The organism is Streptomyces xanthophaeus (assembly GCF_030440515.1).
Taxonomy (GTDB): domain Bacteria; phylum Actinomycetota; class Actinomycetes; order Streptomycetales; family Streptomycetaceae; genus Streptomyces; species Streptomyces kutzneri.
Map to the genome: position 1 here is coordinate 6,488,449 of NZ_CP076543.1, position 18,154 is coordinate 6,506,602.

The 18,154-nt window shown below is 70.4% G+C and carries 19 protein-coding genes; 12 read left to right on the forward strand and 7 right to left on the reverse strand.

Annotated features, from left to right (window positions below; genetic code table 11):
• Nucleotides 1-2: 2 nt before the first annotated feature.
• Together KO717_RS28975 and KO717_RS28980 are read right to left on the reverse strand one after the other, a co-directional pair.
• Nucleotides 3-584 carry a pyridoxamine 5'-phosphate oxidase family protein gene (locus KO717_RS28975; protein ID WP_301372287.1) on the reverse strand — a complete coding sequence of 194 codons (582 nt, stop codon included), beginning with the start codon at nucleotides 582-584 and terminating at the stop codon, nucleotides 3-5.
• A gap of 7 nt (nucleotides 585-591) precedes the next feature.
• Nucleotides 592-2,019: a HEAT repeat domain-containing protein gene (locus KO717_RS28980; protein ID WP_301372288.1), complete on the reverse strand. Its 1,428-nt coding sequence runs from the start codon at nucleotides 2,017-2,019 to the stop codon at nucleotides 592-594.
• Nucleotides 2,020-2,182: 163 nt separating this feature from the next.
• Between KO717_RS28980 and KO717_RS28985 the strand changes: the two genes are divergently transcribed.
• A complete protein-coding gene (locus tag KO717_RS28985) occupies nucleotides 2,183-3,376 on the forward strand; it encodes an argininosuccinate synthase (RefSeq protein WP_030009472.1) in 1,194 nt (397 codons plus the stop codon).
• A 127-nt stretch (nucleotides 3,377-3,503) separates the two neighbouring features.
• Nucleotides 3,504-4,931 (forward strand): argininosuccinate lyase, encoded by a 1,428-nt coding sequence (gene argH / locus KO717_RS28990; RefSeq protein ID WP_301372289.1) that lies wholly within the window; start codon nucleotides 3,504-3,506, stop codon nucleotides 4,929-4,931.
• 54 nt (nucleotides 4,932-4,985) lie between these two features.
• On the opposite strand, the gene KO717_RS28995 is transcribed toward argH, so the two are convergent.
• Entirely contained in the window at nucleotides 4,986-5,411 is a 426-nt protein-coding gene (locus KO717_RS28995; RefSeq protein WP_301372290.1) for a hypothetical protein, read from the reverse strand.
• Between the two features lie 191 nt (nucleotides 5,412-5,602).
• Nucleotides 5,603-6,115 (reverse strand): HAD domain-containing protein, encoded by a 513-nt coding sequence (locus tag KO717_RS29000; protein ID WP_301372291.1) that lies wholly within the window; start codon nucleotides 6,113-6,115, stop codon nucleotides 5,603-5,605.
• 89 nt (nucleotides 6,116-6,204) lie between these two features.
• Between KO717_RS29000 and KO717_RS29005 the strand changes: the two genes are divergently transcribed.
• The 3 genes from KO717_RS29005 (at nucleotide 6,205) to KO717_RS29015 (ending at nucleotide 9,852) form a co-directional block, all read left to right on the forward strand.
• Nucleotides 6,205-6,756, forward strand: a complete 552-nt coding sequence (locus tag KO717_RS29005; RefSeq protein WP_301372292.1) for a TetR/AcrR family transcriptional regulator — start codon at nucleotides 6,205-6,207, stop codon at nucleotides 6,754-6,756.
• Nucleotides 6,753-8,297, forward strand: a complete 1,545-nt coding sequence (locus tag KO717_RS29010) for an MFS transporter (RefSeq protein WP_301372293.1) — start codon at nucleotides 6,753-6,755, stop codon at nucleotides 8,295-8,297. The genes KO717_RS29005 and KO717_RS29010 overlap by 4 nt, the downstream gene beginning before the upstream one ends.
• Before the next feature lie 79 nt (nucleotides 8,298-8,376).
• Complete coding sequence (locus KO717_RS29015; protein ID WP_301372294.1) at nucleotides 8,377-9,852, forward strand: membrane-associated oxidoreductase; 1,476 nt, start codon at nucleotides 8,377-8,379, stop codon at nucleotides 9,850-9,852.
• A gap of 9 nt (nucleotides 9,853-9,861) precedes the next feature.
• On the opposite strand, the gene KO717_RS29020 is transcribed toward KO717_RS29015, so the two are convergent.
• Entirely contained in the window at nucleotides 9,862-10,629 is a 768-nt protein-coding gene (locus KO717_RS29020; RefSeq protein ID WP_301374838.1) for a lysophospholipid acyltransferase family protein, read from the reverse strand.
• Nucleotides 10,630-10,784: 155 nt separating this feature from the next.
• Here KO717_RS29020 and KO717_RS29025 point away from each other — a divergent pair, with 155 nt between their 5' ends.
• The 3 genes from KO717_RS29025 (at nucleotide 10,785) to KO717_RS29035 (ending at nucleotide 13,135) form a co-directional block, all read left to right on the forward strand.
• Nucleotides 10,785-11,957, forward strand: a complete 1,173-nt coding sequence (locus KO717_RS29025) for a glycerophosphodiester phosphodiesterase (protein ID WP_301372295.1) — start codon at nucleotides 10,785-10,787, stop codon at nucleotides 11,955-11,957.
• Nucleotides 11,958-12,030: 73 nt separating this feature from the next.
• Nucleotides 12,031-12,591: a sigma-70 family RNA polymerase sigma factor gene (locus tag KO717_RS29030; protein ID WP_301372296.1), complete on the forward strand. Its 561-nt coding sequence runs from the start codon at nucleotides 12,031-12,033 to the stop codon at nucleotides 12,589-12,591.
• Between the two features lie 37 nt (nucleotides 12,592-12,628).
• Nucleotides 12,629-13,135, forward strand: a complete 507-nt coding sequence (locus KO717_RS29035) for a GNAT family N-acetyltransferase (RefSeq protein ID WP_301372298.1) — start codon at nucleotides 12,629-12,631, stop codon at nucleotides 13,133-13,135.
• Here KO717_RS29035 and KO717_RS29040 read toward each other — a convergent pair.
• Nucleotides 13,125-13,571, reverse strand: coding sequence for a hypothetical protein (locus KO717_RS29040; protein WP_301372299.1), 447 nt, complete (start codon nucleotides 13,569-13,571; stop codon nucleotides 13,125-13,127). The two genes, KO717_RS29035 and KO717_RS29040, sit on opposite strands and share 11 nt — an antisense overlap.
• Nucleotides 13,564-13,932, reverse strand: a complete 369-nt coding sequence (locus tag KO717_RS29045; protein ID WP_301372300.1) for a hypothetical protein — start codon at nucleotides 13,930-13,932, stop codon at nucleotides 13,564-13,566. The genes KO717_RS29040 and KO717_RS29045 overlap by 8 nt, the downstream gene beginning before the upstream one ends.
• A gap of 594 nt (nucleotides 13,933-14,526) precedes the next feature.
• Here KO717_RS29045 and KO717_RS29050 point away from each other — a divergent pair.
• The 4 genes from KO717_RS29050 (at nucleotide 14,527) to KO717_RS29065 (ending at nucleotide 18,132) form a co-directional block, all read left to right on the forward strand.
• Nucleotides 14,527-15,573 carry a methionine ABC transporter ATP-binding protein gene (locus tag KO717_RS29050; RefSeq protein ID WP_301372301.1) on the forward strand — a complete coding sequence of 349 codons (1,047 nt, stop codon included), beginning with the start codon at nucleotides 14,527-14,529 and terminating at the stop codon, nucleotides 15,571-15,573.
• The gene (locus KO717_RS29055; protein ID WP_030010866.1) at nucleotides 15,570-16,238 is read left to right on the forward strand and encodes a methionine ABC transporter permease; all 669 of its coding nucleotides are present in this window, start codon (nucleotides 15,570-15,572) and stop codon (nucleotides 16,236-16,238) included. Before KO717_RS29050 ends, KO717_RS29055 begins: the two co-directional genes overlap by 4 nt.
• Nucleotides 16,239-16,330: 92 nt before the next feature.
• Nucleotides 16,331-17,197: a MetQ/NlpA family ABC transporter substrate-binding protein gene (locus tag KO717_RS29060; protein WP_301372302.1), complete on the forward strand. Its 867-nt coding sequence runs from the start codon at nucleotides 16,331-16,333 to the stop codon at nucleotides 17,195-17,197.
• Between the two features lie 236 nt (nucleotides 17,198-17,433).
• Nucleotides 17,434-18,132 (forward strand): GNAT family N-acetyltransferase, encoded by a 699-nt coding sequence (locus KO717_RS29065; RefSeq protein ID WP_301372303.1) that lies wholly within the window; start codon nucleotides 17,434-17,436, stop codon nucleotides 18,130-18,132.
• Nucleotides 18,133-18,154: the final 22 nt, after the last annotated feature.

The window sequence follows — 18,154 nt, forward strand, 5'->3', positions numbered from 1 at the left end:
TGTCAGACGGTACGGGGCGGAAGGGGCAGCGGCAGCGCAGGCAGGCCGTCGAGGCTCGATCCGATGAACTCCTTCTTCTCGCAGTACGCGGCGAACTCCTCGTCCGTCTTGCGCCCGAAGTACTCCGCGTGCAGGGTCCGCTCGCCCTGGTACTCCATCAGGGGGACGGCGTACCCGCAGACATCGGCGATCCGGCGGGCGTGGACCAGGACGACCGCCCGTGCCGCCGGCCCGTCGGCCTCGCCGAACAGGGCGATCAGCTCGCCCCAGCGCGGATCGTCGCGGAAGACCGCCTCGCCCTCGCCGTGGATGCGCACGATGTTGGGCGGCCCGGAGAACGCGCACCACATCAGGGTGATCCGGCCGTTCTCCCGGATGTGGGCGATGGTCTCGGCGCCGCTGCCCCCGAAGTCCAGGTAGGCGAGGGTCTGCTCGTCGATGACGACGAGCGTTCCGGCGCGGCCCTTGGGGGAGAGGTTGACATGACCGTCACCCGTGAGCGGGGCGGTCGCGGTGAAGAAGATCGGCTGTTCCTCGATGAACGTGCGCAGCCGGCCGTCTATTCGTTCGTAGAGCTTTCCCATGCTCCCATTATCGGGCCGGCCGGGCCGTGCGCTCGGGCCGGCCCGTTTCGGTGAATGGCAACCGGTCGAGGAGCGGGGCCAGTTGGTGGATGTCGAAGAGGTGCGCGGACCGCTCCAGCAGAGCGCCGAGCTCGGCAGGATCCGCCCAGCCCGCCTGGAGGGAGCCCTGCCAGTTCCATTCCCGCACGGTGCCCTCGGCCAGCTCGCGCAGACCCGGATCCCGTACGTCCAGCAGGGTGACGGCGGCCCGCAGCGAGGCGATGCCGCCCTGGGCCCGCAGCAGGTGGAAGGCGGCCCGGCGGGTGTGCGTCGGACGCTCGGGGGCGACCCGTGCCATCAGCCAGTCGGCGGGCAGCGGCCCTGCGGTGGCACGCAGGCCGCGGGAGACCTCGCGGGCCACCGCCGGCGAGGGGTCGTCGAGCAGCGACCGCAGCAGCCGCTCGTCTTCCGCGTCCAGCAGGCGCAGCCCGGCGACGGCGGCGGCCCGCACCGGGCCGCCGGGGTGCTCCAGCAGGGCGCGGAGCAGCGGCCCGTCCTCGCGGCGGGCGCACTCGGCGAAGCCGCTCACCGCGTACGGAGTCACCCGGGCCGGGTCCGTGACCAGCTCGCGGTAGAAGGCGTACGGGTCGCCGCCGTCCTGGCGGACCAGCCAGCGGGCGCAGGCCCGGACCAGCCCGGAGCGGTCGGTCAGGTACACCCCCGCCTCGGCGGCCCGCCCGGCCCCGCGCAGGGCGGTGACCCCGGAGGCGCGGACCATCGGGATGTGGGCGCCGAGCAGGAGGTCGACGGCCCGGTCGTCCGGCCCGTCGGCGGCCAGCGCGGCGAGCGTGGCGTCCGCCCACATCCGGGCGGTCGGAGGGTCCAGTTCCACGGCTGCCAGCCGGGCGAGCTCCCGTACGCCGAACTCCCCGCTCTCCAGCGAGAGCCGCGCGGCGAACCGCCGGGTCGGCAGGTCCGCGCTCTCGCGGAGCTCGGCCCGCAGCGACGCGCCGCGCAGTGCCGCGGGGAGCAGTGCGGCGGCCCAGGCGCCGTGCTCACGGCGGCCCAGCCGTAGCAGGAGCGGGGTCAGGCGGCGCACCGTGCCCGCGGGGTCGGCGTCCAGCACGGCGCGCAGCACGCGCCGGGCCTGTTCCCGTACGGCCGGGACCCAGTCGGTGCAGCGGATCGCGACGAGTTCGAGCACCGGATCCGGCGACCGGAGCGCGCCTTCGCGGACGTAGCCGTCGGGATGGCACAGGGCCACCACGTCGTCGCCGATGCAGGAGGTCTCGTACCGGTAGCGGCGGATGTCGCGTACCGCCTGGTCGAAGGCGATCCACGTGTCGGCCACGCCTTCGGGGAGCGGCACCGGGGTGTGGCCGGGGTGCCCGCCGTCCATCAGCCGCTCCGCGCTCGCATGCCCCGCCCGTATGGCCCGTTCCCGTCTGGCGCTCATGCGGCCTCCCCCTGTTGTCGTCACCGCCCAGGTTAGGCAAGGGGACGGCCCTTGCGCCTCCGATATTTCCGCTGGTCAGGGGGCTCGGCGTGGCTCGATTGACGAAACATACGGAGTAGTGCATAGTTATGCCTGTCGTTGAATGCACCGTAAGGAGAAACCCGTGACCGAGCGCGTCGTACTCGCCTACTCGGGCGGCCTGGACACCTCCGTCGCCATCGGCTGGATCGCCGAGGAGACGGGCGCCGAGGTCATCGCCGTTGCCGTGGACGTCGGCCAGGGCGGCGAGGACCTGGACGTCATCCGCAAGCGCGCGCTCGACTGCGGTGCGGTCGAGGCCGAGGTCGCCGACGCGTCCGACGAGTTCGCCAATGAGTACTGCCTCCCGGCGATCAAGGCGAACGCCCTCTACATGGACCGGTACCCGCTGGTCTCGGCGCTCTCCCGGCCGGCCATCGTCAAGCACCTGGTCGCCGCCGCCAAGAAGCACGGCGCCACGACCGTCGCCCACGGCTGCACCGGCAAGGGCAACGACCAGGTCCGCTTCGAGGCGGGCATCGTCGCCCTCGCCCCGGACCTCAAGTGCATCGCCCCGGTCCGTGACTACGCGATGACCCGGGACAAGGCGATCGCCTTCTGCGAGGAGAAGCAGCTCCCGATCGCGACCACCAAGAAGTCCCCGTACTCCATCGACCAGAACGTCTTCGGACGCGCCGTCGAGACGGGCTTCCTGGAGGACATCTGGAACGCCCCGATCGAGGACATCTACGAGTACACCTCGAACCCGGCCCTGCCGCGCGAGGCCGACGAGGTCGTCATCTCCTTCAAGGAGGGCGTCCCGGTCGCCATCGACGGCAAGCCCGTCACCGTGCTGCAGGCCATCCAGCAGCTCAACGACCGCGCCGGAGCCCAGGGCATCGGCCGGATCGACATCGTCGAGGACCGCCTCGTGGGCATCAAGTCCCGTGAGGTGTACGAGGCCCCGGGTGCGATCGCACTGATCACGGCCCACCAGGAGCTGGAGAACGTCACCGTCGAGCGCGAGCTGGCCCGCTACAAGCGGCAGGTCGAGCAGCGCTGGGGCGAGATGGTCTACGACGGCCTGTGGTTCTCCCCGCTCAAGCGGGCCCTGGACGGCTTCATCAACGAGGCCAACCAGCACGTCACCGGTGACATCCGGATGACCCTGCACGGCGGCCGCGCCGTCGTCACCGGCCGGAAGTCGGACGAGTCGCTGTACGACTTCAACCTCGCGACCTACGACTCGGGCGACACCTTCGACCAGTCCAAGGCCCAGGGCTTCATCGAGATCTTCGGTCTCTCCTCGAAGATCGCGGCCCGCCGCGACCTCGCCTGACCGACCAGCAGTTCGGACCGCCTCCCGGTTACCTCCGCGGCGGGGAGGCGGTTGCACATCCGGAGCCCTACGGGCCCTCGGAGCCTTACCAGCAGTCAAAGCCATGCAGTCTTGAGGAGCAGTAGCTGTGAGCAGCAACAAGGGTGACGTCCGGCTCTGGGGCGGCCGGTTCGCCGACGGTCCTTCGGAGGCGCTGGCCCTGCTGTCGGCGTCGGTCCACTTCGACTGGCGCCTCGCGCCGTACGACATCGCGGGCTCCCGTGCCCACGCCCGCGTGCTCCACAAGGCCGGCCTGCTCACGGCCGAAGAGCTCGACCGCATGATCGCCGGACTCGACCAGCTCGAAGCCGACGTGGCCGACGGCTCCTTCACCGGCACCATCGCCGACGAGGACGTGCACACGGCCCTGGAGCGCGGCCTGCTGGAGCGCCTCGGCGCCGAGCTCGGCGGCAAGCTGCGCGCCGGCCGGTCCCGCAACGACCAGGTGGCCACCCTCTTCCGGATGTACCTGCGCGACCACGGCCGGATCATCGGCGGTCTGATCGCGGACCTCCAGGACGCGCTGGTCGGCCTCGCCGAGACGCATCACGACGTGGCCATGCCGGGCCGGACCCACCTCCAGCACGCACAGCCGGTGCTCTTCGCCCACCACGTCCTGGCCCACGTGCAGTCCCTGTCCCGGGACGCGGAGCGGCTGCGCCAGTGGGACACCCGGACCGCGGTCTCCCCGTACGGTTCGGGCGCCCTGGCCGGCTCCTCGCTGGGGCTGGACCCGGAGCAGGTCGCCGCCGACCTGGGCTTCGAGCGGGGCTCGGTCGGCAATTCGATCGACGGCACGGCCTCGCGCGACTTCGTCGCCGAGTTCGCCTTCATCACCGCGATGATCGGGATCAACCTCTCCCGGATCGCGGAGGAGATCATCATCTGGAACACGAAGGAGTTCTCCTTCGTGACGCTGCACGACGCCTTCTCGACCGGGTCGTCGATCATGCCGCAGAAGAAGAACCCGGACATCGCGGAGCTGGCGCGCGGCAAGTCGGGCCGCCTCATCGGCAATCTGACGGGCCTGCTCGCCACGCTCAAGGCGCTGCCCCTGGCGTACAACAGGGACCTCCAGGAGGACAAGGAGCCCGTTTTCGACTCCTGCGACACCCTTGAGGTCCTGCTGCCGGCCTTCACCGGCATGATGGCGACCCTCACGGTCAACCGGGAGCGGATGGAGGAGCTGGCCCCGGCGGGCTTCTCGCTCGCCACCGACATCGCCGAGTGGCTGGTCAAGCAGGGCGTGCCGTTCCGGGTGGCCCACGAGGTGGCCGGCGAATGCGTCAAGGTCTGCGAGGGCGAGGGCATCGAGCTCGACCAGCTGACGGACGACCAGTTCGCGAAGATCTCGGAGCACCTGACCCCCGAGGTCCGGACCGTCCTGAACGTCAAGGGCGCCCTGGCCTCACGCAACGGCCGCGGCGGCACCGCCCCGTCGGCGGTCGCCACCCAGCTCACCGAGCTGAAGGCCGACCTGGTCATCCAGCACGCCTGGGCGACCCACAAGCAGTAGTCCCGGGCGTGGCCGGGGGCGGGGGAGCGGATGGGCTCCCCCGCCCTTTCGGCGTTACAGGCAGATGACGCCGATCGAGAACGGCCGGTCGCTGTCGACGGCGGCGTTGCCGCCGGAGGACGGGGTCGCGGTGCGGACGAAGAGGGTGTTCGCGTTCACCTGACCGACGAGGATGGACGAGCTGCCCGGCCCGGGGTCGGCGCCGCCGTTGGTGTTGATGGTGCCCAGGAGGGCGCACCCGTTGAGGTTCGACGTCGTGGTGATGTTGTAGCGGCCGTTGCCGAAGTGGTTGACGGTCCCGGTGATGCCCTGCGCGCCCAGGAACTGTCCGTTCGCGGAGATCTTCGCCCAGGCCGTGGTGATCGCCGCGGCCTGTCGGGCCTCCCTCGGCTCGGCCGACGCCGAGGACACGGCGACGACGCCGCCGACCGTCAGTGCCAGGGCGGCGGCCCCGATGACCAGCTTGCGTGATGCGTTCATGGTTCTCTCCCTGCCGAAGACGGAATCTGTGCAGGTGAACCCGCCCCGGGTAAGGGCTCACTGGAGAGCAGACTTCCGGCTCAGGGGCCGGCGGGGGAAGGATCCGGGGGCGCAGTCACTCCAAATGATCACAGTCCGCATCGGTCCTGTGAACACGGGTAGTGATGGTCGAATCACCAAGCGTGGTCACATCATGACGCGGCCCATGCGGCCAGGGCGTCGAAGTCCGCACGGACCAGTCCGATCCGCTCGTCGATGCGCATCAGCAGGGCCTGTGCCGGGTGGCGCTGGTCGACGTACTCGCGGTCCATCGCCGTGATGTCGTCGTCGATCCAGGCGAAGGGCCGCCCGCCCGCGTATTCGAGGATGTACTGGGTCTTCCAGAACGTGCCGCGCGGCGCCCGGCCGTGCATCACCGGCCAGTCGACGAAGGGGAGTCTGGGCAGTCCCAGATGCGGGCCTATCCAGTCGTTCGCCTCGTCCTTCCATGTGGTGGCCCAGACCAGTTCGTAGGCGCCCGCGAGGGCGAGCAGCTCCGCCCCGTGGGCGTGATTGAGCCACACCCGCAGCGGCTTCGCCCGCTCGGCCTCCGTCCATCCGGTCGGGCGCATCCGGTGGGTGCTGTAGCCCTCCGGGCGGCGCTGTGCCTTGGCCGCGTAGGGGTTCAGGGGCCCGTCGACGTCGATCAGCAGCAGTGGCTTCATTTCGGCAGGATTCCGTTCCGGCTACCGCTCGGCAGCTCATTTTTCGACAGAATGAGACACTGACGTCTCATTCGGGGTATGCTTGTCTCATGGCCATGGATCGTGACCAGGTGCTCCGCGCTGCGGCCGCCCTGCTTTCCCGCAAGTCGACCGCCACGATGGACGAGGTCGCCCGCGCCGCCGGCATCGGGCGCGCGACCCTCCACCGGCACTTCGCCGGACGCGACGCCCTCGTACGGGCCCTCGAAGATCTCGGCATCCGGGAGTTCGAGGTGGCGTTCGACAACGCCCGCCTCGACGAGGGCACCGCGGTGGAGGCGATCAGGCGCCTCGTCACCGAGGCCGAGCCCAACGCCCAGCTGCTGGCCTTCCTCGTCACCGAGAACCAGCTGTTCGAGGGCGACGAGGTCAACGCGGGATGGGCCCGGCTCGACGCCCGCGTCAGCGCGCTCTTCCGGCGCGGCCAGGAAGAGGGCGACATCCGGATCGACCTGAGCCCCGCATGGCTCACCGAGGCGCTCTACGCCCTCGTCGGCGCCTGCGCCTGGGCCGTGATGGACGGCCGGGTCGCCGCCAAGGACTTCCAGTACATGATCATCGAGCTGTTGCTCGGTGGCGCCAGACGGAGTGTGGAGAAATGAGCAGCATCCAGCAGCTGACCAGCCCGACCGGGACGGAGACCAGGAGCCGCGGCCGCTGGCTCGCCCTGGGCGTGCTGGTGCTCGCCGTGCTGCTGGTCGCCGTCGACGCGACCGTACTCGGCCTCGCCACGCCCGCACTTTCCGAAGACCTCAAGCCGTCCGGCACCCAGCTGCTGTGGATCGGCGACATCTACTCCTTCGTCATCGCCGGACTCCTGGTCTCCATGGGCAGCCTCGGTGACCGCATCGGCCGCAAGAAGCTGCTGCTCACCGGCGCCGCCGCCTTCGGTGCCGTGTCCGTGCTCAACGCCTACGCGACCAGCCCCGAGATGATGATCGTCGCCCGGGCCCTGCTGGGCGTGGCCGGTGCGACCCTGATGCCGTCCACCCTCGCGCTGATCCGCAACATCTTCCACGACCCCAAGGAGCGCAGCCTCGCGATCGGCATCTGGGGCGCCACCGCCTCGGCCGGCGCGGCCGTCGGCCCGGTCGTCGGCGGAGCCCTGCTCCAGCACTTCTGGTGGGGCTCGGTCTTCCTGATCAACCTCCCCGTGATGATCGCCCTGGTCGTCGTCGGAATCAAGCTGCTTCCCGAATCCAAGAACCCGGTCGCCGGCCCCTGGGACCTCGTCAGCGTCGGTCTCTCCCTCGTCGGCGTGATCAGCGTGGTCTACGCCGTCAAGGAAGTCGCCACCCACGGTGTGACCTGGGAGGTCGCGGCCACCGCGGCACTCGGCGCGGGCGCCCTGTACGCCTTCGTACGCCGCCAGTTCGTCCTGCCGTCCCCGCTGCTCGACATGCGGCTCTTCAAGCACCGCGGCTTCTCCGGCGCGGTCCTCGCCGACCTGCTCACCGTCTTCGGCCTCTCCGGACTGGTCTTCTTCCTCTCCCAGTTCCTGCAGCTCGTCCAGGGCCGCGACCCGCTGGAGGCCGGCCTCGCCGAACTGCCCGCCGCCATCGGCGCGGTGGTCACCGGCCTGATCGCGGGCCGGTACGCCCGCCGGTACTCGGTACGGACCATCGTGGCCGGCGGCCTCGGCGCCATCGGCCTGGCCCTCGCCGTGCTCACCCTGATCCACAAGGAGAGCGGCTACCCGCTGCTCGGCGCGGCCCTGCTCGTCGTCGGCCTCGGTGCCGGCTTCTCCTTCACCGTCACCGCCGACGTGATCCTCTCCAGCGTGCCCAAGGAGCAGGCCGGCTCGGCCTCCGCCGTCTCCGAGACGGCGTACGAACTCGGCGCCGCCCTCGGCATCGCCCTGCTCGGCTCCATCGTCACCGGCGTCTACCAGAGCTTCACCGCCCCGGCCTCGGTCGCGGGCCCGGTCGCCGACGCCGCGCACGAATCCCTCGGCGGGGCCGTCGAGGCCGCCAAGACGCTCGACCCGCACACCGCCCAGGTCATGGTGGGCGCCGCCCAGGACGCCTTCGTGGACGGTCTGCGGCTCGCCTCCGGCGTCGGTGCGGCCGTGCTGCTGGCCACCGCCGTGGCCGCCTGGTTCCTGTTGAGGGGCCAGCGGCTCCAGGAGGGCGTCGAGCACTGACGTTCCGGCGCTTCCGGGCAAGGGATGGTGTTCCGGCCGGAGTTGACAGTTCGTAGAACTGCGGGACACCATCCCCGCGATGGAGATCAACGATCTGACCCCGGCGGAACGCCGCGTCTGGGAAGCCTTCCCGCGCGGCGACGGGGTCGACTTCCGCGCCGCCCCCGAGGACAGCTCCGCCGACGGAGCCGACTGGGGCCCCGACCGCACCCTGCGAGCCGAAGTGCTGCGGGCCATCCTGCTGGGCGCCTGCCCCGCCGTGCAGGGCCGGGTCCCCGGCCTCAAGATCAAGGGCGCGAAGATCGTGGGCGAGCTCGACATGCGCTACGCCGTCATCGACCACCCCATCCGGCTGCGCGACTGCTGGTTCGAGCGCAAGCCCCTGATGTACGGGGCCCAGCTGCGCGCCCTGGTCCTCGGCTACTCCACGCTGCCCGGCCTGACCGCTTCCACGCTGCGCGTCGACGTGGTCCTGCGCCTGTCCCACTGCCGGATCTCCGGCCCCGTGCGGCTGCAGGGCTCCAAGATCTCCGGGGGCCTCTTCCTCCAGGGGGCCGTGATCGGCCCCACCGCCGGCGAGGAGGCGGACGAGCCCCCGCTCCAGCTCAACCACGTCGAGGTCGACACCGACATCATCGCGAACGACCTGACCGTGCACGGCCAGCTCCGCCTCAACGGGGCCACCGTCGGCGGCCAGATCCAGCTCGACCGCGCCCGGCTGCTCGCCCCCGGCGGGATCGCCCTGCACGCCGAGAACCTGACCGTCGGCACCGACCTGCGCGCGCACCGGATGCAGGCCCGCGGCATGGTCAACCTCACCGGCTCCCGGATACCCGGCCAGGCCAACCTCACCCGCGCCGACCTCGCCAACCCGGACGGGACCGCCCTGCGCGCCTCCAGCTGCGCCATAGGCGAGCTGTGGCTGCGCCGCTGCGAAACGGTCCGGGGCGACGTGAACCTGCGCCGGTCCACCGTCGACCTGCTCCACATCGACCCGCAGGCCTGGCCCGAGCGGATCGCCATCGACGGCCTCACCTACCGCACCCTCGCCCCGCACCTCCCAGCCGAGCAGCGGCTGCCCGCCCTGGAGCGGGAGGAGTCCGGCTACCTCACGTACGCCTACGAACAGCTCGCGGCGGCCTACCGTACGGCGGGCGACGAGGCGGCCGCCCGGACCGTCCAGCTCGCGAAGCTGCGCAGGCACCGCCACACCCTGCCCCGGGCCGCCCGGGCATGGGGGCTGCTCCAGGACGTCACCGTCGGCTACGGCTTCCGGCCGCTGCGTGCGGCGGGCTGGCTGGTGGCCCTGCTGATGACCGGGTCGATCGCGTACGGGATCGACCCGCCGCGCGCCCTGAAGGCGGGGGAGGCGCCGGACTTCAACGCGGTCTTCTACACGATCGACCTGATGGTGCCGATCGTCAGTTTCGGCCAGGAGGCGGCCTTCGCGCCGGGCGGCTGGCACCAGTGGCTGTCGTACCTGCTGATCGTGACCGGCTGGATCCTCGCCACCACCACGGCGGCGGGCGTCAGCCGGTCACTCCAGCGTCAGTGAGGAGAGGGCCTACGCGGCCTTCGCCTTGGTGGCGTACATGTCGACGTACTCCTGGCCCGAGAGGCGCATGACCTCGGCCATCACCGAGTCGGTGACGGCGCGCAGCACGTAGCGGTCGCGGTCCATGCCCTCGTAGCGGGAGAACTCCATCGGCTCGCCGAAGCGGATGGTGACCCGGCCCGGGCGCGGCATGCCGGCGCCGCCCGGCTGGAGCTTGTCGGTGCCGATCACCGCGAACGGCACCACGGGGGCGCCGGTCATCAGGGTCAGGCGGGCGATGCCGGTGCGGCCACGGTAGAGGCGGCCGTCGGGGGAGCGGGTGCCCTCGGGGTAGATGCCGAAGATCTTGCCCTCTTCGAGGATCCGGCGGCCGGTCATTAGGGCCGCGACGCCGCCGTTGGCGCCGTCACGGTCGACGGGGATCATGCCGGAACCGGTGAAGAACCAGGCCATGGCGCGGCCCTTGATCCCCTTGCCGGTCACGTACTCGTCCTTGCCGATGAAGTGGACCGTACGGTCGCACACCAGCGGCAGGATCATGGAGTCGATGAAGGTCAGGTGGTTGCCCGCCAGAATCACCGGCCCGGAGCCGGGGATGTTCTCGATGCCCTCCACACGGGTGCGGAACATCATGCGCATGACCGGACCGACAGTGGCTTTGATGAGCTTCGTACGGAACAACGTGGGCCCTCCGGCATCGAAAAGCGGTTCGCGCACCCACCACACGGCGGTAGCGCAGGTGAGGACGATACTCGCGGGTCGGCTTCCCGCGCACATCGGGTTCACGTGTCGGATACGCAGTGTTGACGCATGTTTGCGCCAAGTTCCCCGGATGTGCCGTCGCCGCACCCTCCTCGGCCACTCCCCTTTGCCTACCATCGGCACGCCGATCGCGGGGCGCGACACGGCGTTCACGACGAGGAGTGGCACTCATGACACAGGGTGGGGCAGCGCGGCGCACGGTCCTGGGGGCGGCCGTCCTGGCGGCGGGGACCGGGATCACCGGACTCACGGCGGGTTCCGCCGCCGCGGACGACGGGTACGGAGACGGCCGCGGCGACGGAGGCTTCCGGGACCTCCCCCACCCCACGGTCATCGGCCATCGCGGAGCCAGCGGCTACCGCCCGGAGCACACGATCGGCTCCTACCAGCTCGCCCTGGACCTGGGCGCCGACGTGGTCGAGCAGGACCTGGTCCCCACCCGGGACGGCCATCTGGTGTGCCGCCACGAGAACGAGATCGGCGGGACCACCGATGTCGCCGACCACTCCGAATTCGCCTCCCGGCGCACCACCAAGTCCGTCGACGGGGTCGCGGTCACCGGCTGGTTCACCGAGGACTTCACCCTGGCCGAGCTGAGGACCCTGCGCGCGAAGGAACGTATCCCCGCCGTCCGCCAGCGCAACACGCTCTACGACGGCCAGTGGGCCGTACCCACCTTCGAAGAGGTGCTCCGCTGGGCCGACCGCGAGGGCAAGCGGCGCGGCAGGCGGGTGTGGCTGCACGTCGAGACCAAGCACCCCACCTACTTCCGGGGCCTGGGCCTCGGCCTGGAGGAGCCCCTCGCCAAGCTCCTGCGCCGCTACGGGCGCGACGGGCGGGGCGCCGCCGTCTTCCTCCAGTCCTTCGAGCCCTCCAGCATCCAGCGGCTCTCCCGGCTGGTCTCCGCGCCCCGCGTGGTCCTGCTCTCCGCGGCAGGCACCCGCCCGTGGGACTTCGAGGTGGCCAAGGACCCGCGCACGGTCGCGGACCTGGTCAAGCCCGAGGGGCTGAAGTGGATCGCCGGCTTCGCCCAGGGCATCGGCCCGACCATGGACCTGATCCTCCCGCGCGACGCGGCCGGCAAGCTCGGCGCCCCGACCACCCTGGTGAAGGACGCCCACGCCCGCGGGCTGCTGCTGCACCCCTACACGGCACGCAACGAGAACAGCTTCCTGCCCGCCGAGTACCGCAAGGGGACCGACCCCACCGCGTACGGGGACGCCCTCGGCGCCTTCCGCACCTACTTCGAACAGGGCATCGACGGGATCTTCACCGACAACCCGGACACCGGGCTGCTCGCGGCGGAGGCCTTCCGCCCGGGCCGACGCCCCGTCAACCGCTGAGCGCCGCTTCCCGTACGAGTGGGCCGGGCCCGGCGGGGAAACCGTCCGGCCCGGCCCGCTCGTCCCGCCCGGCATGGACCTGCTGAAGGCTGATTACCTCGACAAGCTGGGCCCGCTGCTCTCCGCCGAGGCGGCCGCCGAGGCCCCGGGCACCGGAGTGGACGCGGCCGACCTGGAACAAGCCGTCTGGGTCAGGCTGCTGGAGAGCGGCCGCCACGCCCCCGATCCGGCCCAACCCGCGGAGCCCGCGCGGTGGCTGCGCCGGGCGGTCCGGGCGGAGGCCCGCCTCGCCCGGCGCCGGGCCCGCCGGGAGATCCCGTACGGCCACCGCCAGCACTCGGTGGACGGGAGCGCACCGGCCGGCGCGGCCGCCGCGGCGGAGCCGGAAGACGCCCTCCTGCACGGCGAGGAGAACCGCGCACTCCGATCGGCGGTCGCCCGGTTGCCCGGACGCTGTCCCGAGCTGATGAAGGCACTTCTTTCGCCCAGAGACCTCACTTACCGTGAAATCGCAGGAGAGTTGGGTATCTCACAAGGAAGTTTGGGGCCCGTGCGTTCCCGTTGCCTGGGATGTCTGCGCAGAATGCTGGCTGCAGAGGTTGCGGCTCCTGGCCTGCGGGGAAAGGAGCGGTAGACCAACGGGCTACCAGGTGAGCTGGAGGCATGCGCACATGGGCATGAGCGTGACCATTTCGGCGGCGGCTGCCGAGGACGCTGAGCAGATCTTCAAACTGCAGTACCTGGCCTTCCAGCGGGAGGCCGAGCTGTACGGCAACTACCTCATCCAGCCGCTCACCCAGTCCCTGGACTCCCTCAAGGGGGAGCTGGCGACGGACACCGTCCTGGTGGCCCGGCTCGGCGACGAGATCGTCGGGACCGTGCGCGGCAACGTCGACGAGGACGGCACCGGCAAGATCGCCAAGCTCTGTGTGCACCCGCGCCTGCAGGGTCACGGTCTCGGGGCGCGCCTGCTGCGTGCGGTCGAGGAGGCTCTGGCGAGCCCCGGCCGCACCACGCGCTTCCGCCTGCACACCGGGCACAAGAGCGAGGCGAACCTGCGCCTCTACCGCAAGGCCGGCTACGTCAAGGTCGGCGGCCGCACCGCCTCCGACGGCATCCAGCTGGTGATCCTGGAGAAGGAAGCCAAGGACCCGACCGACTTCACGGTCAGCGCGTAGCGGCCTCTCGGCTCCTGCGCAGCCAGAGCATCCCGGTGATCGGCAGGATCACCGGGATGAACAGGTAGCCCATCCCGAACTGGGACCACACGGTCGTGTCGGGGAAGGACTCGGGTCGCACCACCGTCCAGGTCCCCACGGCCAGCACGCCGGCCAGCTCGGCGGCGCAGCAGATCAGCGCCGCCTTGCGGGCCGTCTCACCGCCGCGCACCAGTGAGTACGTGATGAACGCGTAGGCCAGCGCGGCCACGGCGGACAGTGCGTAGGCCAGCGGCGCCCGGTCGAACTCGGTGGAGATCTGGAAGGCCGAGCGGGAGACCGCGCCGACCACCATCACCCCGTACAGCCACACCAGCAGCAGACCGGGCCCGGAGACCAGCCGCTTGCGCCCGGTGGCGGTGGCGCCCGTGGCGCTCGTCGTGTCGGAGTCAGGCACCGGTGGTTCCCCAGATGTCGTAGAGCCGTACTTCGAGGACGGCGAGCACGACGGCGCCGGCCGCCACCGTGATCGATCCCCACTTGGTCCGCTCGGTCAGCGAGAGCATCCCGGCCGCCGGTACCGCGGCGAACGCCCCCACCAGGTAGGCCACGAAGATCACCGTGCCCTCGTCGGGCTTCTCGCCCTGGGCCAGCTCGACCACGCCGATCACCAGCTGCACCAGGACCAGCACGGTCACGACGGCCATACCGATGAAGTGCCAGTCCTTGGTCGGCTGGTCCCGCCATGCGGCGTGGCCGCACCAGGCGGCGAGGGCGAGTGCGGCCACGCCGATGGCGACCGTCAGGGCGTCGAGCATGCAGCGAGGGTATTACGGGCCGTAAGACCCGATGCGCGCACCCCTGCCTCCCGCGGCCCCGCGCACTGCCCGCGCGCCCGGTGTACCGACCGTGGTCTTGACCACAGCGGACCGCGTCGCCGCACTCCGGACCGGGCGGTCCGGACAGCCCAGGACGTGCGTGTCGGCGCAGGTCGGAGGCAGGTTGCCAGCCTCGGGGCGGAAGGTCGGCACTGACCGGTGACGTCCGGTATGTGGTCGGAATGCGTCCGCTATCCGGACGTCATTGATCGGTCAGGGGAGACGTCTGCTTTACTTGGGCCCATGACCACGACGAGCAGCCGCACCCTTGCGACCGAGGCGACGATGACGCCCGGTGCTCGTTGTATGTGTCGAATGTGCGCCTTCTGAGGGCCCCTTCCTGAGCCTCGCGCCCCGAAGCGAGACCAGCCGCGCCACCACGTCACCAGCTGATGAACCGGACGGCTCACTCATGCCCCGCGCACGTGTCGACACCATCATTTTCTGACGGTTCGTCCCGTATCGCGTCCCCAGATTGTTTGCCCCGTGCCCGGCAGCCCGCTGCGCCGTGCACTCGACAGCGACGGAAATCCTGTGATCACCACATCGGGCCTCACGAAGGTCTACCAGTCCCGTGGCCGCGAGGTCACCGCCCTGGACGGCGTCGATCTCCACGTCCGCGAGGGCGAGGTCTACGGAGTCATCGGCCAGAGCGGCGCAGGCAAATCCTCCCTGATCCGCTGCGTCAACCTGCTGGAGCGCCCCACCACCGGCACCGTGACCGTCGACGGCGTGGACCTCACCGCCCTCGCCGGCCGCGGCCGCCGTGCGGGCAAGGAGCTCCGCCAGGCCCGCAGCCGCATCGGCATGGTCTTCCAGCACTTCAACCTGTTGTCCTCGCGCACCGTCCAGGCCAACGTCGAGCTGCCCCTGGAGATCCTCGGCATCTCCGGCCGCGAGCGCTCCCGCAAGGCCCTCGAACTCCTCGACCTGGTCGGCCTCGCCGACAAGGCCAAGGCCTACCCGACCCAGCTCTCCGGCGGCCAGAAGCAGCGCGTCGGTATCGCCCGCGCCCTGGCCGGCGACCCCAAGGTGCTGCTGTCCGACGAGGCCACCAGCGCCCTGGACCCCGAGACCACCCGCTCCGTCCTCGGGCTGCTGCGCGACCTCAACCGGCAGCTCGGCCTCACCGTGCTGCTCATCACGCACGAGATGGACGTGGTCAAGACCGTCTGCGACTCGGCCGCCCTGATGAAGAACGGCCGGATCATCGAGTCCGGCACCGTCGCCGAACTCCTCGCCACCCCCGGCTCCGAGCTCGCCGGCGAACTCTTCCCGGTCACCGGTACCGCCACCGGCCCCGACCGCACGGTCGTCGACGTCACCTTCCACGGCGAAGCCGCCGTCCGGCCGGTCATCTCGCAGCTCTCGCGCACGTACAACATCGACATCTCGATCCTCGGCGCCGCGATGGACACCGTCGCGGGCCGGCAGATCGGCCGCATGCGCATCGAACTGCCCGGCGGCTACGAGGACAACGTCGTGCCGGTCGGCTTCCTGCGCGAGCAGGGCCTGCAGGTCGACATCGTCGACGGGATCGACAACGAACTGGCCGAACTGGTCAAGGACGGTGCCAAGTGACCTGGTCCGAAATGCAGCCCCTGCTCACCCAGGGCACCTACGACACCCTCTACATGGTGCTGTGGTCCACCCTGGTGACCGTGCTCGGCGGCCTGCCCATCGGCATCCTGCTGGTCCTCACCGACAAGGGCGGCCTCCTGCAGAACCAGCCGCTCAACAAGGTCCTCGGCGTGATCGTGAACATAGGCCGCTCGCTGCCGTTCATCATCCTGCTGATCTTCCTGATCCCGGTCACCACCGCGGTCGTCGGCACCTTCATCGGCCCCACCGCCATGATCGTCCCGCTCGCCATCGGCGCCGTCCCCTTCTTCGCCCGGCTCGTCGAGACCGCCGTCCGCGAGGTGGACCACGGCCTGATCGAGGCCGTCGAGTCCATGGGCGGCGGCATCCCCACCCTGGTCGGCAAGGTGCTGCTCCCGCAGGCCCTGCCCTCCCTGGTCGCCGGTGTCACCACCACCGTCATCACCCTCGTCGGCTACTCGGCCATGGCCGGCGCCGTCGGCGGCGAAGGACTGGGATCCAAGGCCATCACCTACGGCTTCCAGCGCTTCGAGACCGGCTTCATGATCGCCACCGTCGTGGTCCTGATCGCCCTCGTCACGGTGATCCAGCTGCTCGGCGACGGCGCCGTCAGGCTCCTCGCCCGCCGCGGCCGGACCGCCTGAGAAGACTTTCCCCCCAACAGAGCCCGCACTTGTCGTGCTTGGGCCACCACCAGCAAGTCATCGGTACTTGTTCAGCAAGAAAGGCACTCTTCGTGCGTAAGAACATCAAGCTCACCGCCCTCGCCGCCACGGCCACCGCGCTCGCCCTCGGCCTCACCGCCTGCGGCAGCTCCTCGGACCCGTCCTCGGCGAAGGCCGACGGCGGAAAGGCCGACGAGAGCAAGCCCCTGGTCATAGCGGCCTCCCCGAGCCCGCACGCCGACGTCCTGAACTTCGTCAAGGACAAGCTCGCGGCCAAGGAAGGCCTCAAGCTCGAGGTCAAGGAGTTCACGGACTACGTCCTGCCGAACACCGCCACCGAGCAGGGCCAGGTCGACGGCAACTACTTCCAGCACAAGCCGTACCTCGACGACTTCAACAAGAAGAACAGCACGCACGTCGTGCCCGTCGTGAACGTGCACCTGGAGCCCCTCGGTCTCTACTCCAAGAAGATCAAGGCCATCGGTGACATCAAGGCCGGCCAGACCATCGCCGTCCCCAACGACACCACCAACGAGGGCCGCGCGCTCCAGCTGCTCGCCGCGAACAACCTGATCACCCTCAAGGAGGGTGTCGGCACCAGCGCCAAGCTGTCCGACATCACCGACAAGAAGGGCCTGGAGTTCAAGGAGCTGGAGGCCGCCACGGTCCCGCGCGCCCTGAACGACGTGGACGCCGCGATCATCAACGGCAACTACGCCCTCGAAGCCAAGCTGTCGCCCGCCAAGGACGCGCTGATCCTGGAGAAGGCCGAGGGCAACCCCTACGCCAACTTCCTCGCGGTCAAGGACGGCAACCAGAACGACCCGCGGATCCAGAAGCTGGCCAAGCTCCTGAACTCCGACGAGGTCAAGAAGTTCATCGAGGAGAAGTACCAGGGCTCGGTCATCCCGGCCTTCGGCGCCCCTGCCGCCTCCTGAACCGGTACCTCGTGATCCGGTTCCCTCCGGACCGGTCATGAATCTCGGCCCCGCACGCACCTGACGGCGCGCGGGGCCGAGCTCTGCCCGCTTCCGGGCAACCCGGCCCTGCACATCACCCGGTCGATGCTGCATGCTGTGGCCTACGAACCGCACGCACGGTCCCGCACGAACGGTCCCGCACCGCGGTCGCATCGCAACACGGTCGCACCACGGTCTCAGGCATGGAGCTGCGCATGACTACCACCTTCCCGGACGTCACCATCAGCACGGACCGGCTGGTGCTGCGCCCCTTCGAGGAAGAGGACGTCACCGCGCTCACCGAGATGATGAACGACGAGCACGTGATCGCCTGGACCAGCGCGCCCCACCCCTACACCCACACCGAAGCACAGGCCTGGGCCACCCGGCACTCCCACGCCGAACGCACCGAGGGCCGCGGCATCGTCCTCGCCGTCACCGAGTTCCTCACCCAGCGCCTCGTCGGCATCGTGCACCTGCAGAACACCAACTGGCGCACCCGCGCCACCGAGGTCGGCTACGTCACCGCCCCCTGGGCCCGCGGCGAGGGCTACGCCAGCGAATCCGTCCTGGCCGTCGCCCAATGGCTCTTCCGCTCCCAGGGTTTCGAGCGCCTCGAACTGCGCACCGCCGCCGACAACACCGCCTCGCAGCAAGTGGCCCAGAAGATCGGCTGCATCAGCGAGGGCGTCCTGCGCAACGCGTGGATAGTGCGTACGCAGACGGCCGACGGCGGCTGGGCCGACACCCGCACCGACCTCATCGTCTGGAGCCTGGTCCCCGAAGACCTCGACGAGGGCGACGGCTACGACGGATACGACAGCTACGACAGCTACGACGGATACGCCCGCAGCACCGCGTTCCCGCAGCGGGCCGACGCGAACGGCAGGCGCGTCGGCGCCGACTGGAACTGAACCGATGACCGGGTAGTCTCAC